This is a genomic window from Pseudomonas sp. URMO17WK12:I11 (assembly GCF_007677725.1).
In the GTDB taxonomy this organism is placed as follows: domain Bacteria; phylum Pseudomonadota; class Gammaproteobacteria; order Pseudomonadales; family Pseudomonadaceae; genus Aquipseudomonas.
Window position 1 is genome coordinate 56781 of sequence record NZ_VEDF01000009.1, and the last position, 13667, is coordinate 70447.

17 protein-coding genes and 1 other RNA gene are annotated in these 13667 nt (G+C 63.7%); 11 read left to right on the forward strand and 7 right to left on the reverse strand.

The genetic code is table 11. The annotated features are described in order from the left end of the window. Nucleotides 1–5 precede the first annotated feature (5 nt). Nucleotides 6–983, reverse strand: a complete 978-nt coding sequence (locus FS665_RS17340; RefSeq protein ID WP_145190988.1) for an NADPH:quinone oxidoreductase family protein — start codon at nt 981–983, stop codon at nt 6–8. A 156-nt stretch (nt 984–1139) separates the two neighbouring features. Between FS665_RS17340 and FS665_RS17345 the strand changes: the two genes are divergently transcribed. After that, nucleotides 1140–1547, forward strand: coding sequence for a flagellar basal body-associated protein FliL (locus tag FS665_RS17345; RefSeq protein WP_145190991.1), 408 nt, complete (start codon nt 1140–1142; stop codon nt 1545–1547). 71 nt (nt 1548–1618) lie between these two features. On the opposite strand, the gene FS665_RS17350 is transcribed toward FS665_RS17345, so the two are convergent. Further along, a complete protein-coding gene (locus tag FS665_RS17350; protein WP_145190994.1) occupies nt 1619–2071 on the reverse strand; it encodes an EVE domain-containing protein in 453 nt (150 codons plus the stop codon). A gap of 177 nt (nt 2072–2248) precedes the next feature. Between FS665_RS17350 and FS665_RS23435 the strand changes: the two genes are divergently transcribed. Further along, entirely contained in the window at nt 2249–2398 is a 150-nt protein-coding gene (locus tag FS665_RS23435; RefSeq protein WP_178108363.1) for a hypothetical protein, read from the forward strand. 10 nt (nt 2399–2408) lie between these two features. Here FS665_RS23435 and FS665_RS17355 read toward each other — a convergent pair whose 3' ends face one another. The 4 genes from FS665_RS17355 to FS665_RS17370 all read right to left on the reverse strand — a co-directional run bounded on the left by FS665_RS17355 (nt 2409) and on the right by FS665_RS17370 (nt 3770). Then, complete coding sequence (locus tag FS665_RS17355) at nt 2409–3017, reverse strand: 5-formyltetrahydrofolate cyclo-ligase (RefSeq protein ID WP_145190997.1); 609 nt, start codon at nt 3015–3017, stop codon at nt 2409–2411. Between the two features lie 56 nt (nt 3018–3073). Further along, a non-coding RNA gene (ssrS, locus tag FS665_RS17360) (6S RNA) lies at nt 3074–3253 on the reverse strand. Between the two features lie 17 nt (nt 3254–3270). Further along, the gene (locus tag FS665_RS17365; protein ID WP_145191000.1) at nt 3271–3591 is read right to left on the reverse strand and encodes a cell division protein ZapA; all 321 of its coding nucleotides are present in this window, start codon (nt 3589–3591) and stop codon (nt 3271–3273) included. Beyond that, a complete protein-coding gene (locus tag FS665_RS17370) occupies nt 3588–3770 on the reverse strand; it encodes a TIGR02449 family protein (RefSeq protein ID WP_119371819.1) in 183 nt (60 codons plus the stop codon). The genes FS665_RS17365 and FS665_RS17370 overlap by 4 nt, the downstream gene beginning before the upstream one ends. A gap of 181 nt (nt 3771–3951) precedes the next feature. Between FS665_RS17370 and FS665_RS17375 the strand changes: the two genes are divergently transcribed. From FS665_RS17375 to gcvH, 9 genes are all read left to right on the forward strand, one after another. Continuing rightward, nucleotides 3952–4506, forward strand: coding sequence for a YecA family protein (locus FS665_RS17375; RefSeq protein WP_145191003.1), 555 nt, complete (start codon nt 3952–3954; stop codon nt 4504–4506). A 22-nt stretch (nt 4507–4528) separates the two neighbouring features. Next, on the forward strand, nt 4529–5863 hold the full coding sequence (gene pepP / locus FS665_RS17380; RefSeq protein ID WP_145191005.1) for a Xaa-Pro aminopeptidase: 1335 nt from the start codon (nt 4529–4531) through the stop codon (nt 5861–5863). After that, nucleotides 5860–7059 carry a 2-octaprenyl-6-methoxyphenyl hydroxylase gene (gene ubiH, locus FS665_RS17385; protein ID WP_145191008.1) on the forward strand — a complete coding sequence of 400 codons (1200 nt, stop codon included), beginning with the start codon at nt 5860–5862 and terminating at the stop codon, nt 7057–7059. The genes pepP and ubiH overlap by 4 nt, the downstream gene beginning before the upstream one ends. Beyond that, nucleotides 7056–7538, forward strand: a complete 483-nt coding sequence (locus FS665_RS17390; protein WP_145191011.1) for a DUF4442 domain-containing protein — start codon at nt 7056–7058, stop codon at nt 7536–7538. Before ubiH ends, FS665_RS17390 begins: the two co-directional genes overlap by 4 nt. A gap of 2 nt (nt 7539–7540) precedes the next feature. Continuing rightward, nucleotides 7541–8764 (forward strand): 2-octaprenyl-3-methyl-6-methoxy-1,4-benzoquinol hydroxylase, encoded by a 1224-nt coding sequence (locus tag FS665_RS17395; RefSeq protein WP_145191014.1) that lies wholly within the window; start codon nt 7541–7543, stop codon nt 8762–8764. Between the two features lie 117 nt (nt 8765–8881). Continuing rightward, nucleotides 8882–9883 carry an extracellular solute-binding protein gene (locus tag FS665_RS17400; protein ID WP_145191016.1) on the forward strand — a complete coding sequence of 334 codons (1002 nt, stop codon included), beginning with the start codon at nt 8882–8884 and terminating at the stop codon, nt 9881–9883. A gap of 74 nt (nt 9884–9957) precedes the next feature. Then, nucleotides 9958–11580: an iron ABC transporter permease gene (locus tag FS665_RS17405; protein WP_145191019.1), complete on the forward strand. Its 1623-nt coding sequence runs from the start codon at nt 9958–9960 to the stop codon at nt 11578–11580. A 123-nt stretch (nt 11581–11703) separates the two neighbouring features. Then, the gene (gene gcvT / locus FS665_RS17410) at nt 11704–12786 is read left to right on the forward strand and encodes a glycine cleavage system aminomethyltransferase GcvT (protein ID WP_145191022.1); all 1083 of its coding nucleotides are present in this window, start codon (nt 11704–11706) and stop codon (nt 12784–12786) included. A 51-nt stretch (nt 12787–12837) separates the two neighbouring features. Further along, nucleotides 12838–13221, forward strand: coding sequence for a glycine cleavage system protein GcvH (gene gcvH / locus FS665_RS17415; protein WP_145191025.1), 384 nt, complete (start codon nt 12838–12840; stop codon nt 13219–13221). Between the two features lie 68 nt (nt 13222–13289). Here gcvH and FS665_RS17420 read toward each other — a convergent pair whose 3' ends face one another. Further along, nucleotides 13290–13604, reverse strand: coding sequence for a DUF2388 domain-containing protein (locus FS665_RS17420; protein WP_145191028.1), 315 nt, complete (start codon nt 13602–13604; stop codon nt 13290–13292). Nucleotides 13605–13667 lie beyond the last annotated feature (63 nt).

Consider the following 13667-nt stretch of genomic DNA (forward strand, 5'->3'; position numbering starts at 1 on the left):
GAGGCTTAGCGGGTCAGCACCACCAACTTACCCACAGCCTGTCGCTGCCCAAGCGCGTCGATCGCAGTGCCAGCTTCAGCCAGTGGATAAGTCCTGGACACCAAGGGCTTGAGCTTGCCTTCGGCATGCCAGGCGAACAGCTGCTGGAAATTCGCTGCGTTGTCCTCGGGCTGACGCTGGGCGAAAGCGCCCCAGAACACCCCCATCACCGCAGCACCCTTGAGCAGCACCAGGTTCGCCGCCAGCTGTGGAATGCTGCCGCTGGCGAAGCCGACCACCAGCAGGCGGCCTTGCCAGGCCAGTGAGCGTACTGCCTGGTCGAACAGCTCGCCGCCTACCGGGTCGTAGATCACATCGGCGCCGTTGCCGCCGGTCAGGCGCTTGACCTCCTCCTTGAGACTGGCCTGGCTGTAATCGATCAATTCATCAGCGCCGGCAGCTTTGGCCACGGCAAGCTTCTCGGCGCTGCTGGCCGCCGCGATCACCCTCGCACCCAAAGCCTTGCCGATTTCCACGGCCGCCAGGCCCACCCCGCCTGAGGCGCCCAGCACCAGCAAGGTTTCGCCAGCCTGCAGTTGACCGCGCTGCCTGAGTGCGTGCATGGACGTGCCATAGGTCATGCCGAATGCTGCAGCCGTGGCGAAATCCATGTGCTGCGGCACCGGCATGACATTGTAGAAGGGCACAGCCACCTGCTCGGCGAACGCACCCCAGCCAGTCAAGGCCATGACCCGGTCGCCGACCTTGAAGCGGCCCGCTCGTTCACCCACTGCGCCGACGATGCCAGCAGCCTCGCCACCCGGAGAAAACGGCAAGGGCGGTTGAAATTGATATTTGCCTTCGATGATAAGCGTATCGGGGAAGTTGACCCCGGCCGCCTGCACGTCGATCAGGACCTCGTTGTGTTTCGGCACGGGGCTTGCGACCTCTTCCAGCACCAGATTGCCGGCCGGGCCGAGGGTTTTGCACAACACAGCTTTCATCGGGCTATTCCTTTGCGTGTAGTGGCCGATAAGTGTAGGAGTGCAGCCCGCCCGGTCAACGAGCATGGTCCGCCCTGATGGGCCGGCATAAGCCTGGGCTTGGGTTTGCGCAGCATGCTGGGTAAGCTGGCGCCAACTGTGTTTAGGAGCGAATTCGTGAAAGCGTGGATCTTGATGGTACTGGCGTTGCTGCTGCCAGCGGCGGCCATGGCTGAAGAGGCCAAGGAAGAAGGCGCACCCAAGGTGTCCTACATCAGCCTGAGCCCGCCTTTCGTCGGCAACTATGCGCTCGATGGCAGCCCCAAGCTGCGTGTGTACAAGGCCGATGTCGCCCTGCGCGTGACCGGCGATGCCGCGGCTGCGGCGGTCAAGCATCATGAGCCGCTGATTCGCAACCAGCTGGTGGCGCTGTTCACCCAGCAGACGGTGGACAACATGAGCAACGTCGACGCCAAGGAGCGGTTGCGCCAGGAAGCACTGAAGCAGGTTCAGCAGGTGATGGAGGCGGAGGAGGGCAAGCCGATCGTCGAAGATCTGTTGTTCAACAACCTGATCGTGCAGTGATCGGCCTGAGCTGACTGGCCCGACGGGCCTGGTCAGGGCTGGTTGATGTCGCGCTCTACGGCTAGGCCTTGCTAGTCAGCTAGCGCCACGATCGCCGACCATTGCGCTTCGGTCACCGGCATCACCGACAGGCGTGTGCCTTTCTGTACCAGCGGCAACTCGGCCAAGGCGCTCTGTTGCTTCAACAGACCCAGCCCCAGCACCTGCTTGAAGGTCCGTACATGGGCCACGTCCAATGCGCTCCAGGGATTCTTCTCGGCGCTGGCCTTGGCATCGTGGTAATGACTTTGCGGGTCCAGGGCAGTGGGGTCAGGGTAGGCTGGCGTGGTGATCCGGCCGATGCCGGCAATACCAGGCTGCGGGCAGCTGGAGTGGTAGAAGAAGAACTCATCGCCAACCGCCATGGCGCGCATGAAATTGCGTGCCTGATAGTTACGCACACCGTCCCAGCGCGCTTCGCCCACACGCGCCAGGCCTTCGATGGAAAGTTCATCAGGCTCGGATTTCATCAGCCAGTAAGCCATCGGCATTGCTCCTGAAAAAGTTTGAAATAACCTGTTGCACGAAACCGACGGCCGGTTGGCGTCAACGTTTGCGTGTCGACTCAGGTTGTCGGAAAATGCGCCGATTTTAAGCTAGACGCTCCGGCGGCACCAAGAAGGTCGCCGAGCCTGAACGTATGCCTAGGGGGGCATTCTTCAATGAATCAACGTAAACCGGATCTGCTCTGGATCCTGGTCTTCATCTTTGGTCTGGGCGTGGTCACCACCGGTTATGCCCAAGGCTTCTGGGAGCGCAAGCTCGACACTGCCTACCAGACCCCGATCGAGGCTCCCGCTCAGCAGCGCTGACCGGCCTCGCTCATTTACCCGCCAAGTACCAGCCGCGATCACTGACCGTACCTTGTAGCGGCACGTCCCAGCTGGCCTGCGCCAGTCGTTCGACTTTCTGGCACTCATGGGCCAACCCCAACAGCAGCGGCTTCTTCCATGTCTTGCGCCGTGTCTGATAGGCCAGGCTGCGGTCATAGAAGCCCCCGCCCATGCCCAGCCGGCCACCGACCGCGTCAAATCCCACCAGCGGCAACAGGATCAGGTCCAGCGACCAGATCGGCCGTTGACGCCGTCGGTCGGTGACCGGCTCGGGGATGCGAAAGCGGTTGCGCTTGAGTCTTTCACCCTGATCGAAGCGCTGGAATACCATGCGCGTGCGCGGCCACGCATGCAGCACCGGCAGATAGATGCGTTTGCCCCGCCGCTGCGCTTCACGCAGCAGCAGACGCGGGTCGATTTCACCGTCGTTGGGCAAGTACATGGCAATGTGCCTGGCGCGGCGAAATAGCGGGTCTTGCGCCAGTTGGCGGTACAAGCCGAGAGAGGCCTGGCGTTGCTCGGCGGGGGTGAGGGCGCGGCGCGCGTTGCGCAGCAGGCGACGAAGCTGGGGCCGGGTAAGCGGTGCGAGTTCAGTCATGGCACGGGCTACCCCAGGTGTCGAGCTGCCCAGCTGGACACTGGGCAAGAGGAATCAGGCTCCCCGATAAGACCGCTATCGGTGTAGCCCTTGAACCCGAAAGTTCAAGGTGGAGATTGCAGGGGGCGTTAAGGCTTTCCGTCTAGCGGACATGCACACCGGCCCCAGCGTGCAACCCCCGTGGTTGTGCGTATCGGCTCAGGGACATAACCGACTGGCGCATCCACCAGGGAGTGGCGCCAGTATACCAATCTCAGCCGTTTTTGGTACCCGCATCGTCGGCCAGTGCCTGATCGACCCGCTCCAGCAGATCGCGCACCTGTTCGCGGCTGGTGCCACCGCCTGGGGTGTCGTTGCGGTCTTCCTGACGGTGCAGCATCTCATGGGTAATGTTCAACGCCGCCATCACCGCGATGCGGTCGGCACCGATCACCTTGCCGCTGCTGCGGATCTCGCGCATCTTGCTGTCGAGGTAGCGCGCCGCGCTGACGAGGTTGTTGCGCTCCTCGGGCGGGCAGATGATCGAGTAATCCTTGTCGAGGATCTGCACGGTGACGCTATTGCTTGAACTCATGAGTCTTGCTCCAGGGCCTTGAGGCGTAAAATCATCGACTCGACCTTACGCTTGGCGATCTCGTTCTTTTCGATGAGGTGGGCGCGTTCCTCGCGCCAGGATCTTTCCTGAGCTACTAGGAGTGCATTTTGCCGTTTTAGTTGCTCGACACGTTCAATCAGCAACTCGAAGCGGCTCATCAGCGCTTGCAGGTCTTTCTCTTGCGTGGGTTGCACTCGATTCGCTCCGTCGTTCAATCACCCGCGATGATGCCTCTCCCTGTGCCACGACGGCCAGTGCCGATGGTCTTGGCGCGCCTGCCGGTGCTAGGATACAAGGCCTTCATTCTAGTCAAATGCGCCCTCTGGCGCCTAGCCGACCATGCCTAATACCCAATCACCTTATACCGCCTTCGCCGCGCTGCTCTCGAGCAACGGTCACCCTGTCTCCCCAGCCGAGCTGCACGGCCTGCTGATTGGCCGTAGCTGCGCCGGCGCGGGCTTCGATACCGAAGCCTGGCTGGCCGACGCTGCCGGCTTGCTGGAAAACGAGCCGCAAGACACCGTGCGCGCCGCGCTGCTTGGCCTGCAGGAAATGGTCAAGGCCGAACTGACCGGCGAAGACATCGCCATCGTCCTGCTGCTGCCGGGCGATGAAACGCCGCTCAGCGAACGCGCTACCGCCCTGGGTCAGTGGTGCCAAGGCTTCATCGCCGGTTTCGGGCTCAACGCCGGTGGCAAGGACCTGTCCAGCGATGCCAAGGAAGTGCTGCAAGACCTGGTCGCCATCTCCCAGGTCCAGGAAGCCCTCGAGGAATCCGAAGACGGCGAGACCGACTACATGGAAGTCATGGAATACCTGCGCGTCGCGCCGCTGCTGCTGTACACGGAACTGGCCGCGCCTGTCGCAGCTGCGCCCAAACCTTCGCTGCATTGATCGAACGGGGGTCGTTCTGCCCATGAGCCACATACCCAAGGCCGAATATGCCCGTCGGCGCAAGGCGCTGATGGCGCAGATGGTCCCCAACAGCATTGCCATCCTGCCGGCGGCCGCGGTGGCGATTCGTAACCGCGATGTCGAACACGTGTACCGCCAGGACAGCGATTTCCAGTACCTCAGCGGTTTTCCAGAGCCAGAGGCGGTGGTCGTGCTGATCCCGGGCCGCGAACATGGCGAATATGTGCTGTTCTGCCGCGAGCGCAACCCTGAGCGGGAGCTGTGGGACGGCCTGCGCGCCGGCCAGGAAGGCGCGGTGCGCGACTTCGGCGCCGACGATGCCTTCCCCATCACTGACATCGACGAGATTCTGCCGGGCCTGATCGAGGGCCGCGAGCGGGTCTACAGCGCCATGGGCAGCAACCCTGAATTCGACCGCCGGCTGATGGACTGGATCAACGTGATTCGCTCCAAGGCGCGCCTCGGTGCCCAACCGCCGAACGAGTTCGTTGCCCTGGATCATCTGCTCCACGACATGCGCCTGTATAAATCGGCAGCGGAAGTGAAAGTCATGCGCGCCGCGGCGGCCATTTCCGCGCGGGCTCATGTGCGGGCCATGCAGGCCTGTCGGGCGGGCTTGCACGAATACAGCCTGGAAGCGGAACTGGACTACGAGTTCCGCAAAGGCGGGGCGAAAATGCCGGCCTATGGGTCGATTGTCGCCGCAGGGCGCAACGGCTGCATCCTGCACTACCAGCAAAACGACGCGCCGCTGAAGAACGGCGACCTGGTGCTGATCGATGCCGGCTGCGAGATCGACTGCTATGCCAGCGACATCACCCGTACCTTTCCGGTCAATGGGCGATTCTCGCCTGAGCAGAAGGCCATCTACGAGCTGGTGCTCCAGGCGCAGGCCGCCGCCTTTGCTCAAATCGCCCCAGGCAAGCATTGGAACCATGCACACGAAGCTACCGTGCGGGTCATCACCGAGGGCCTGGTAAAGCTTGGCTTGCTCAAGGGCGAGGTGCAGGCGCTGATCGACAGCGAGGCTTATCGCGCGTTCTACATGCACCGCGCTGGGCATTGGCTGGGCATGGATGTGCATGATGTCGGCGAGTACAAAGTCGGTGGCGAATGGCGCGTGCTCGAGCCGGGCATGGCGCTGACGGTGGAACCGGGCATCTACATCGCCGCGGACAATCTAGACGTCGCGAAGAAATGGCGCGGCATTGGCATCAGGATCGAGGACGACGTGGTAGTGACCAAGCAAGGCTGTGAAATCCTCACATCGGGCGTACCGCGTACGGTCGCGGACATCGAGGCGCTGATGCAGGCTGCGCGCGCAGAAGCACCATGAGCCGGGTCAATCTGGCGATCGTCGGCGGTGGCCTGGTGGGCGCCAGCCTGGCCCTGGCCCTGCAGGCTGGCGCCAAGGCCCGTGGCTGGAAGATCCTGCTGATCGAGCCGTTCGCCCCTGGCGACAATTTTCAGCCCAGCTACGATGCGCGTTCCTCGGCGCTGTCGTTCGGCACGCGGCAGATCTATCAGCAACTGGGGGTGTGGCAGGCCATCAGCCCGCGTGCCGAACCGATCCTGCAGATCCAGGTGTCCGACCGTGGCCGCTTCGGGGCCACGCGGTTGGATGCGCAGGAAGAAGGCGTGCCGGCGTTGGGCTACGTGGTAGAAAATGCCTGGCTCGGGCAACGGCTGTGGCAGGCCCTGGATCCCGACGTGATCGCCTGGCGCTGCCCTGCTGAGGTGAAGGCCATGCAGGCCATCGAAGGTGGCTACCGCCTGCAACTGGATGACGACACGGATCTGGAGTGCGATCTTGCGGTGTTGGCCGATGGTGGTCGTTCCGGTCTGCGTGAGCAGCTTGGCATCCATGTGCGCCGAACGCCCTACGAGCAAAGCGCCTTGATCGCCAACATCACGCCAGGCCAAGCCCATCGCGGCCAGGCGTTCGAGCGTTTTACCGAACAGGGGCCAATGGCGTTGCTGCCATTGCCGGACAACCGCTGTGCCCTGGTTTGGACCCGACAGGGCATGGACGCCAAGCGCCTGGCAGAGATCGACGAGCGCAGTTTCCTGCACGAGCTGCAGGATGCCTTTGGCTATCGTCTCGGCGCCATGCGTCAGGTCGGCGCTCGGCATCTGTATCCGCTGGCGCTGGTGGAGGCCGAGGAGCAGGTGCGTCCGCATCTGGTGGTGCTGGGCAACGCTGCGCACAGCTTGCATCCGATCGCCGGACAGGGCTTCAACCTGTCGTTGCGCGATGTCCAGGCCCTGGCCGATGCCCTGCTGGCCGGCCCACAACATCCGGGCGATCTGGCCAGTCTGCAAGCCTATCGTCAGCGCCAGCGCCTGGACCAGGCGCTGACCGTGGGCTTCTCCGACCAGGTCACCCGCCTGTTCGGCAGCAATCAGCCACTGCTGGCCGCCGGGCGTAACATCGGTTTGCTCGGGCTCGACCTGCTGCCGCCGGCAAAAAGCTGGTTCGCCCGTCAGGCCATGGGCCTGGGCACCCGCCCCGATTCGCGGGGCCGAGCATGAGCAACCCGCGCAAACTCGCGCGCCGGGCGCGACTGTTGCGCTGGCTGTTGAACTTCTACCCGCCGTACATCGGTGCGGGTATTCGCATCCAGCACATCAGCCCAGACATGCGCAGCGCCAAGGTGTGCATGAAACTCACCCGCTGGAACCGCAATTACGTCGGTACTCAGTTCGGTGGCAGCCTGTATTCGATGGTCGACCCGTTCTACATGCTGCTGCTGATCGAGCAGCTTGGCCGGGAATACATTGTCTGGGACAAAGCGGCCGCCATCGATTTCATCGCGCCTGGCAAAGGCCCGGTGTACGCCGAATTCAACGTCGATGACGCGCTGCTCGACGAGATCCGTCAACAGACCGCCAACGGTAAGAAATACCTGCCGCGTGTGCAGGTCGATATCCGTGACGAAGCCGGTGAACTGGTAGCGCGGGTCGATAAAACCCTATACGTGCGGCTCAAGCCGCAAGCGAGGCAGGCGTAGGCATGGAAACGCGCGCAGATGTGTTGATCGTTGGTGCCGGCATGGTCGGCAGCGCCCTGGCCTTGGCGCTGCGCCACAGTGGTCTGGAAGTTCACCTGCTCGATGGCGGCCCGCTTGCGCTCAAGCCGTTCGATGCCCAAGCGCCATTCGAGCCGCGGGTCAGCGCCTTGTCGGCCGCCAGCCAGCGCATTCTCGAGCGGCTCGGTGCCTGGCAAGGGATCGCCGGCAGGCGGGTGTCGCCGTATACCGACATGCACGTGTGGGATGGTAGCGGCACCGGTCATGTGCACTTCTCGGCGGCCAGTGTGCATGCCGAGGTGCTGGGCCATATCGTCGAGAATCGGGTGGTTCAGGACGGCTTGCTGGAGCGCCTGCACGACAGCGACATTGGCCTTTGGCCCAATGCCCGTCTGGAACAGCTGCGGCGCTCGGGTGACGACTGGCTGCTGACCCTGGCAGACGGGCGCAAACTGCGCACGCCCTTGGTAGTGGCCGCGGATGGCGCCAACTCGGCGGTGCGGCGCCTGGCCGGTTGCGCTACCCGCGAATGGAATTACCTGCACCATGCCATCGTCACCAGCGTGCGCTGTAGCGCGGCGCATGCGGCCACTGCCTGGCAGCGCTTCACCGATGACGGGCCGCTGGCCTTTCTGCCGCTTGCACGTGACGGCAACCAGCAGTGGTGCTCGATCGTCTGGTCGACTACCCCTGAGCAGGCCGAGCGCGTCATGGCGCTCGATGATGCGGCCTTCCTCAAGGCCCTCGAGCGTGCCTTCGAAGGGCGTCTGGGCAGCGTGCTGCACGCCGATGCGCGCCTGTGCGTGCCGTTGCGCCAGCGCCATGCCAAGCGCTATGTCGACGAAGGCCTGGTGCTGATCGGTGATGCCGCGCACACCATCCACCCGCTTGCCGGGCAGGGCGTCAACCTCGGCTTTCTCGATGCGGCGGTATTGGCCCAGGTGCTCGAAGACGCCAGCCGGCGCGGTGAGCGCCTGGCAGACGTCAAGGTGCTCAGTCGCTACGAGCGTCGGCGCATGCCGCACAACCTGGCGTTGATGGGCGCGATGGAGGGCTTCGAGCGCCTGTTCCAGGCTGACCAGCTACCACTGCGTTGGCTGCGGAACAGCGGCTTGAAATTGATCCAGCACATGCCCGATGCCAAGGCGCTGTTCGTCCGGCAAGCGCTTGGCTTGATCGGCGACCTGCCGCCGCTGGCAAAGCCTTGAGCGAAGGGGCTGCCAGGCAGCCCCGTTCTGCAACATTCGGTAACTGCTGTGTGGATGAGTCGGAAAATGGGATTCACTACCATTTGCGCCTCTCATACGATCCGAGGAGCGCTTTCCATGTTGCCACGCAAGCCCCTACTGGCCGCCTTGGCCCTGACCCTGATCGGCGGCACCGCCCAGGCGGAAGAGGAAGTGGTGGTGTATTCCTCGCGCATCGACGAGCTGATCAAACCGGTGTTCGACGCTTATACCGCCAAGACCGGCGTGAAGATCAAGTTCATCACCGACAAGGAAGCGCCGTTGATGCAGCGCATCAAGGCCGAAGGGGAAAACGGCTTGGCCGACCTGCTGCTGACGGTCGATGCCGGCAACCTCTGGCAAGCCGAGCAGATGGGCATCCTGCAACCGATCGAGTCGGCGATCATCGAACAGAACATCCCGCCGCAGTACCGCGCTTCGTCCCACGACTGGACCGGCCTGAGCCTGCGCGCGCGCACCATCGTCTATGCCACCGAGCGGGTCAAGCCCGAGCAGCTGAGCACCTACGAGGCGCTCGCCGACAAGGACTGGGAAGGTCGCCTGTGCCTGCGCACAGCGAAGAAGGTCTACAACCAGTCGCTGACGGCGACATTGATCGAGAACCACGGCGAGGCCAAGGCCGAGCAGATCGTCAAAGGGTGGGTGAATAACCTGTCCACCGACGTGTTCTCCGACGATAACGCGGTGATCCAGGCCGTGGCCGCCGGGCAATGCGATGTGGGGGTGGTCAACACCTACTATTACGGCCGCCTGCACGCGCAAAACCCTGATCTGCCGGTAAAGATCTTCTGGCCCAACCAGGCTGATCGGGGTGTCCACGTAAACCTTTCAGGTATCGGCCTGACCAAGCATGCGCCGCACCCCGAAGCGGCGAAGAAACTGGTCGAGTGGATGACCGGCGAGCAGGCGCAGAAGCTGTTCGCCGACATCAACCAGGAGTTCCCCGCCAACCCGAAGGTCAAGCCTTCGCCTGAGGTGGCGGCGTGGGGCAGCTTCAAGGCCGATGACATCCCGGTGGAAGTGGCTGGCAAGCGCCAGGCCGAGGCCATCCGCCTGATGGATCGCGCCGGCTGGAACTAACCGCCAGATGCCGAGCCCGCGTTCCTCGCGGGCCGCGGCGATACACACCCTGACCCGCCATAGAGACTTCCAACTTGCCCCGTCACCACCAACGCCGCTGGTTCCTGCCGGTAGTCCTGACCGCAGCCTTGGTGCTCCTGCCGCTGAGCGTATTACTGCTGTCCTGGCAGTCGGTCGACCTGCAAATCTGGTCGCACCTGCTCGACACGCAGATGAGCCGCTTGCTGGGCAACACCGTGACGCTGGTGGTCGGGGTGGGCATCGGCGTGACGTTGCTGGGCGTAAGCCTGGCCTGGCTCACCAGCCTCTGCGAGTTTCCCGGCAGGCGCTGGCTGGATTGGGCGCTGATGCTGCCGTTCGCGATACCCGCTTACGTGCTGGCCTTCGTCTTCGTCGGCCTGCTGGACTTCGCCGGCCCCGTGCAAAGCGCCCTGCGCGAGGTGTTCGGGCCGATGCGTCTGCCGCGCGTACGCTCCACGGGCGGGGTGATCGTCGTCCTGGTGCTGGTGTTCTACCCGTATGTCTACCTGCTGGCGCGCACGGCCTTCCTGGCCCAGGGCAGAGGCCTGATGGAGGCGGCCCGGGTGCTCGGGCTGTCGCCGCTGCAGGCCTTCTGGCGGGTGGCTTTGCCCATGGCGCGGCCAGCGATCGGCGCAGGCATTGCGCTGGCGCTGATGGAAACCCTGGCCGACTTTGGCGCTGTGGCGGTGTTCAACTTCGACACCTTCACTACGGCCATCTATAAAACCTGGTATGGCTTTTTCAGCCTCTCCAGCGCCGCCCAACTGGCCAGCCTGCTGCTGCTGGCGGTGATGCTGGTGCTGTACGGCGAGCGCCGGGCCCGTGGCGCCAGTCACACTGGCAACGAACGCCCGCGGGTACAGGCGCTGTATCACCTGCATGGGGTCAAGGCATGCTTGGCCAGCGGCTGGTGCCTCCTGGTGTTCGCTTGCGCCTTCGCCATTCCGCTCGTGCAGTTGTTGGTGTGGTTCTGGCAACGCGGTCGGCATGATCTGGACGAGCGCTACGTCGGCTTGGTCATGCACACCCTGTATCTGGGCAGCATGGCGGCGTTGATCACCGTGTGCGTAGCGCTCGTGCTGGCATTTGCCCGCCGCCAGGCACCGACGCGCGGCATTCGCGCCGGGGTCGGGCTGGCCAACCTGGGGTACGCCTTGCCGGGGTCAGTGCTGGCGGTGTCGATCATGCTGGCCTTCAGTTACCTCGACAATCAGCTGGTCATCCCTCTGTCGAGCGGGTTGGGAGGCGCCGGTAAGCCTTTGTTGCTGGGCAGTCTGGCGGCGTTGCTGTTGGCGTACCTGGTGCGCTTCATCGCAGTGGCGTATGGCCCGCTGGAGAGCAGCCTGGCGCGTATCCGCCCGTCGCTGCCAGAGGCTTCGCGCAGCCTCGGGGTCGGCGGTATGCGCCTGTTCTTTACGGTATACCTGCCACTGCTGGTGCCCGGTGCGCTCAGCGCGGCGCTGCTGGTGTTCGTCGACGTGCTCAAGGAGATGCCCGCCACCTTGCTGATGCGACCGTTCGGCTGGGACACCCTGGCGGTGCGAGTCTTCGAAATGACCAGCGAGGGTGAGTGGGCGCGCGCTTCGCTGCCGGCGCTGACCCTGGTGCTGGTAGGGTTGTTGCCGGTGGTCGGCCTGATCCGCCGCTCGGCCCGACGTCCAGGTCACCGTCACTGAGGGTGCCAGGTAGCGCCCTTGCGGCTACAATGCGCGGCATTCGCGCGGCGGCTCCAATAACAACAGTTGACGATTGACCGTCACCGGCCGCCGCTGCTTCGCCACGCCCGGAAGGAGAAACCCATGGGACAGCGCACGCTTTTATTCGATCTGCACCTGGCGCTGGGCGCCAAAACGGTCGATTTCAGTGGCTGGGACATGCCGCTTCACTATGGCTCGCAGGTCGAGGAGCACCACCAGGTGCGCAGTGACTGCGGGGTGTTCGATGTATCGCACATGACGGTCACCGACATCGAGGGTGCAGGCGCCACCGTCTGGCTGCAGCGCCTGTTGGCCAATGACGTGGCCCGTCTCGATGGTATCGGCAGGGCACTTTACAGCTCGCTGCTCAATGAACAGGGCGGCATCATCGACGACCTGATCGTCTATCGCACCGCCGCCGGCTACCGCCTGGTGAGCAATGCCGCCACGCGGGCCAGGATGCTCGAATGGCTGGCGTTGCAGCGCGGCACCGCTGAGGTGGCGTTCCAGGTGCGCCCGGACTTGGCCATTCTCGCCGTACAGGGGCCACAAGCGCGGGAGAAGGTCGCGGCGCTGCTGAGCCCGGCCCGGGCCGCGCTGGTTCGCGAGCTGCGCCCGTTCGAAGGCCTTGCCGAAGGTGAGTGGTTCATCGCCCGCACCGGCTACACCGGTGAAGACGGATTGGAGATCATGCTGCCAGGTGATCAGGCCGTCGGTTTTTTCAACGACCTGGTCGGTGCTGGCATTGCGCCGAGCGGGTTGGGCGCTCGGGATACGCTGCGCCTGGAAGCCGGGATGAATCTGTATGGCCAGGACATCGACGAGCAGCATACGCCGCTGACCTCCAATCTCGGCTGGTGCATCGCCTGGGAGCCCGCCGAGCGTGATTTCATCGGTCGCACCGCTTTGCTGGCGGAAATCGAACACGGCGTGCAGGAAAAACTGGTCGGCCTGGTGCTTGAGGAGCGCGGCGTGCTGCGCGCCCATCAGGTCGTGCGGGTAGCGGGGATTGGCGAAGGAGAGATCACCAGTGGTAGTTTCTCGCCTACGCTGAGCAAATCCATTGCGCTGGCGCGCGTGCCCATGGCCACCGGCGATCGAGCCGAGGTTGAGATACGCGGCAAGTGGTACCCGGTTCGGGTGGTCAACCCGACCTTCGTGCGTCACGGCAAAGTCCTGATCTGATCATTCATTAACCGGCGGGCCTACCGCTGAGCCAATCGAGGAATTCAACACATGAGCAATATCCCCGCCGAACTGCGTTTTGCCGAAAGCCATGAATGGGCGCGCCTGGAAGCTGACGGCACCGTGACGGTAGGTATCAGTGACCACGCCCAGCAAGCGCTTGGCGACGTGGTGTTCGTCGAGTTGGCCGAGGTCGGCAAGGTGTTCGCTGCAGGTGACGCTGCAGGCGTCGTCGAGTCGGTCAAAGCCGCGTCGGACATCTATGCGCCCGTGGCAGGCGAGGTGATCGCGGTCAACGAGGAGCTGGCCGATAGTCCGGAACAGCTCAATGAGCAGCCGTACGAGGCGTGGATCTTCAAGCTCAAGCCAAGCGACAAGGCCGAGCTGGACAAGCTGCTCGATGCCGCCGGCTATCAAGCGGCAATCGGCGAATAAGCCAGGTTCATGGTTTTTGCCGCTCCACCACGCCAGGTGATGGAGGCGGCAAGACCCAGCGTGTGCGCTTAGTCGGCTAGCGCATGCTTGGCCAAGATGGCATTGGCCAAATCCATGTCCGAAGCCTGCAGGCCTGGATGCTCTGCCCGTACCTGCTTGAGTGCCGACTCCAGGAATGGTCCGCGAATCGCACCTTGACTTGCCACGAAACTGCCTGCGTCATCTTGCGCTGCCATGACCAGTTTGTGGTCGCGCGAGGTCAGGTAGGTCGAGCCGGTGGTGGCGCCCGACGAAATCACGTTACGCCAGAATGTATCGGCCATCGCCGAACCTACCGGAAGGGAAAGCAAAGCTGCGACAGCCAGGACAGTTTTGAGACGCATGCAAAACACCTCGAGGGGTGGGGCTTAAGTTGTGCGCTTTGATAGCGGCAACGGGGTCAAGTT

Coding starts and splice junctions, on each gene's coding strand:
- FS665_RS17340 (WP_145190988.1), bottom strand. CDS start 983: ATGAAAGCTGTGTTGTGCAAAACCCTCGGCCCGGCCGGCAATCTGGTG.
- FS665_RS17350 (WP_145190994.1), bottom strand. CDS start 2,071: ATGGCTTACTGGCTGATGAAATCCGAGCCTGATGAACTTTCCATCGAA.
- FS665_RS23435 (WP_178108363.1), top strand. CDS start 2,249: ATGAATCAACGTAAACCGGATCTGCTCTGGATCCTGGTCTTCATCTTT.
- FS665_RS17355 (WP_145190997.1), bottom strand. CDS start 3,017: ATGACTGAACTCGCACCGCTTACCCGGCCCCAGCTTCGTCGCCTGCTG.
- FS665_RS17365 (WP_145191000.1), bottom strand. CDS start 3,591: ATGAGTTCAAGCAATAGCGTCACCGTGCAGATCCTCGACAAGGATTAC.
- FS665_RS17370 (WP_119371819.1), bottom strand. CDS start 3,770: ATGAGCCGCTTCGAGTTGCTGATTGAACGTGTCGAGCAACTAAAACGG.
- FS665_RS17375 (WP_145191003.1), top strand. CDS start 3,952: ATGCCTAATACCCAATCACCTTATACCGCCTTCGCCGCGCTGCTCTCG.
- pepP (WP_145191005.1), top strand. CDS start 4,529: ATGAGCCACATACCCAAGGCCGAATATGCCCGTCGGCGCAAGGCGCTG.
- ubiH (WP_145191008.1), top strand. CDS start 5,860: ATGAGCCGGGTCAATCTGGCGATCGTCGGCGGTGGCCTGGTGGGCGCC.
- FS665_RS17390 (WP_145191011.1), top strand. CDS start 7,056: ATGAGCAACCCGCGCAAACTCGCGCGCCGGGCGCGACTGTTGCGCTGG.
- FS665_RS17395 (WP_145191014.1), top strand. CDS start 7,541: ATGGAAACGCGCGCAGATGTGTTGATCGTTGGTGCCGGCATGGTCGGC.
- FS665_RS17400 (WP_145191016.1), top strand. CDS start 8,882: ATGTTGCCACGCAAGCCCCTACTGGCCGCCTTGGCCCTGACCCTGATC.
- gcvT (WP_145191022.1), top strand. CDS start 11,704: ATGGGACAGCGCACGCTTTTATTCGATCTGCACCTGGCGCTGGGCGCC.
- gcvH (WP_145191025.1), top strand. CDS start 12,838: ATGAGCAATATCCCCGCCGAACTGCGTTTTGCCGAAAGCCATGAATGG.
- FS665_RS17420 (WP_145191028.1), bottom strand. CDS start 13,604: ATGCGTCTCAAAACTGTCCTGGCTGTCGCAGCTTTGCTTTCCCTTCCG.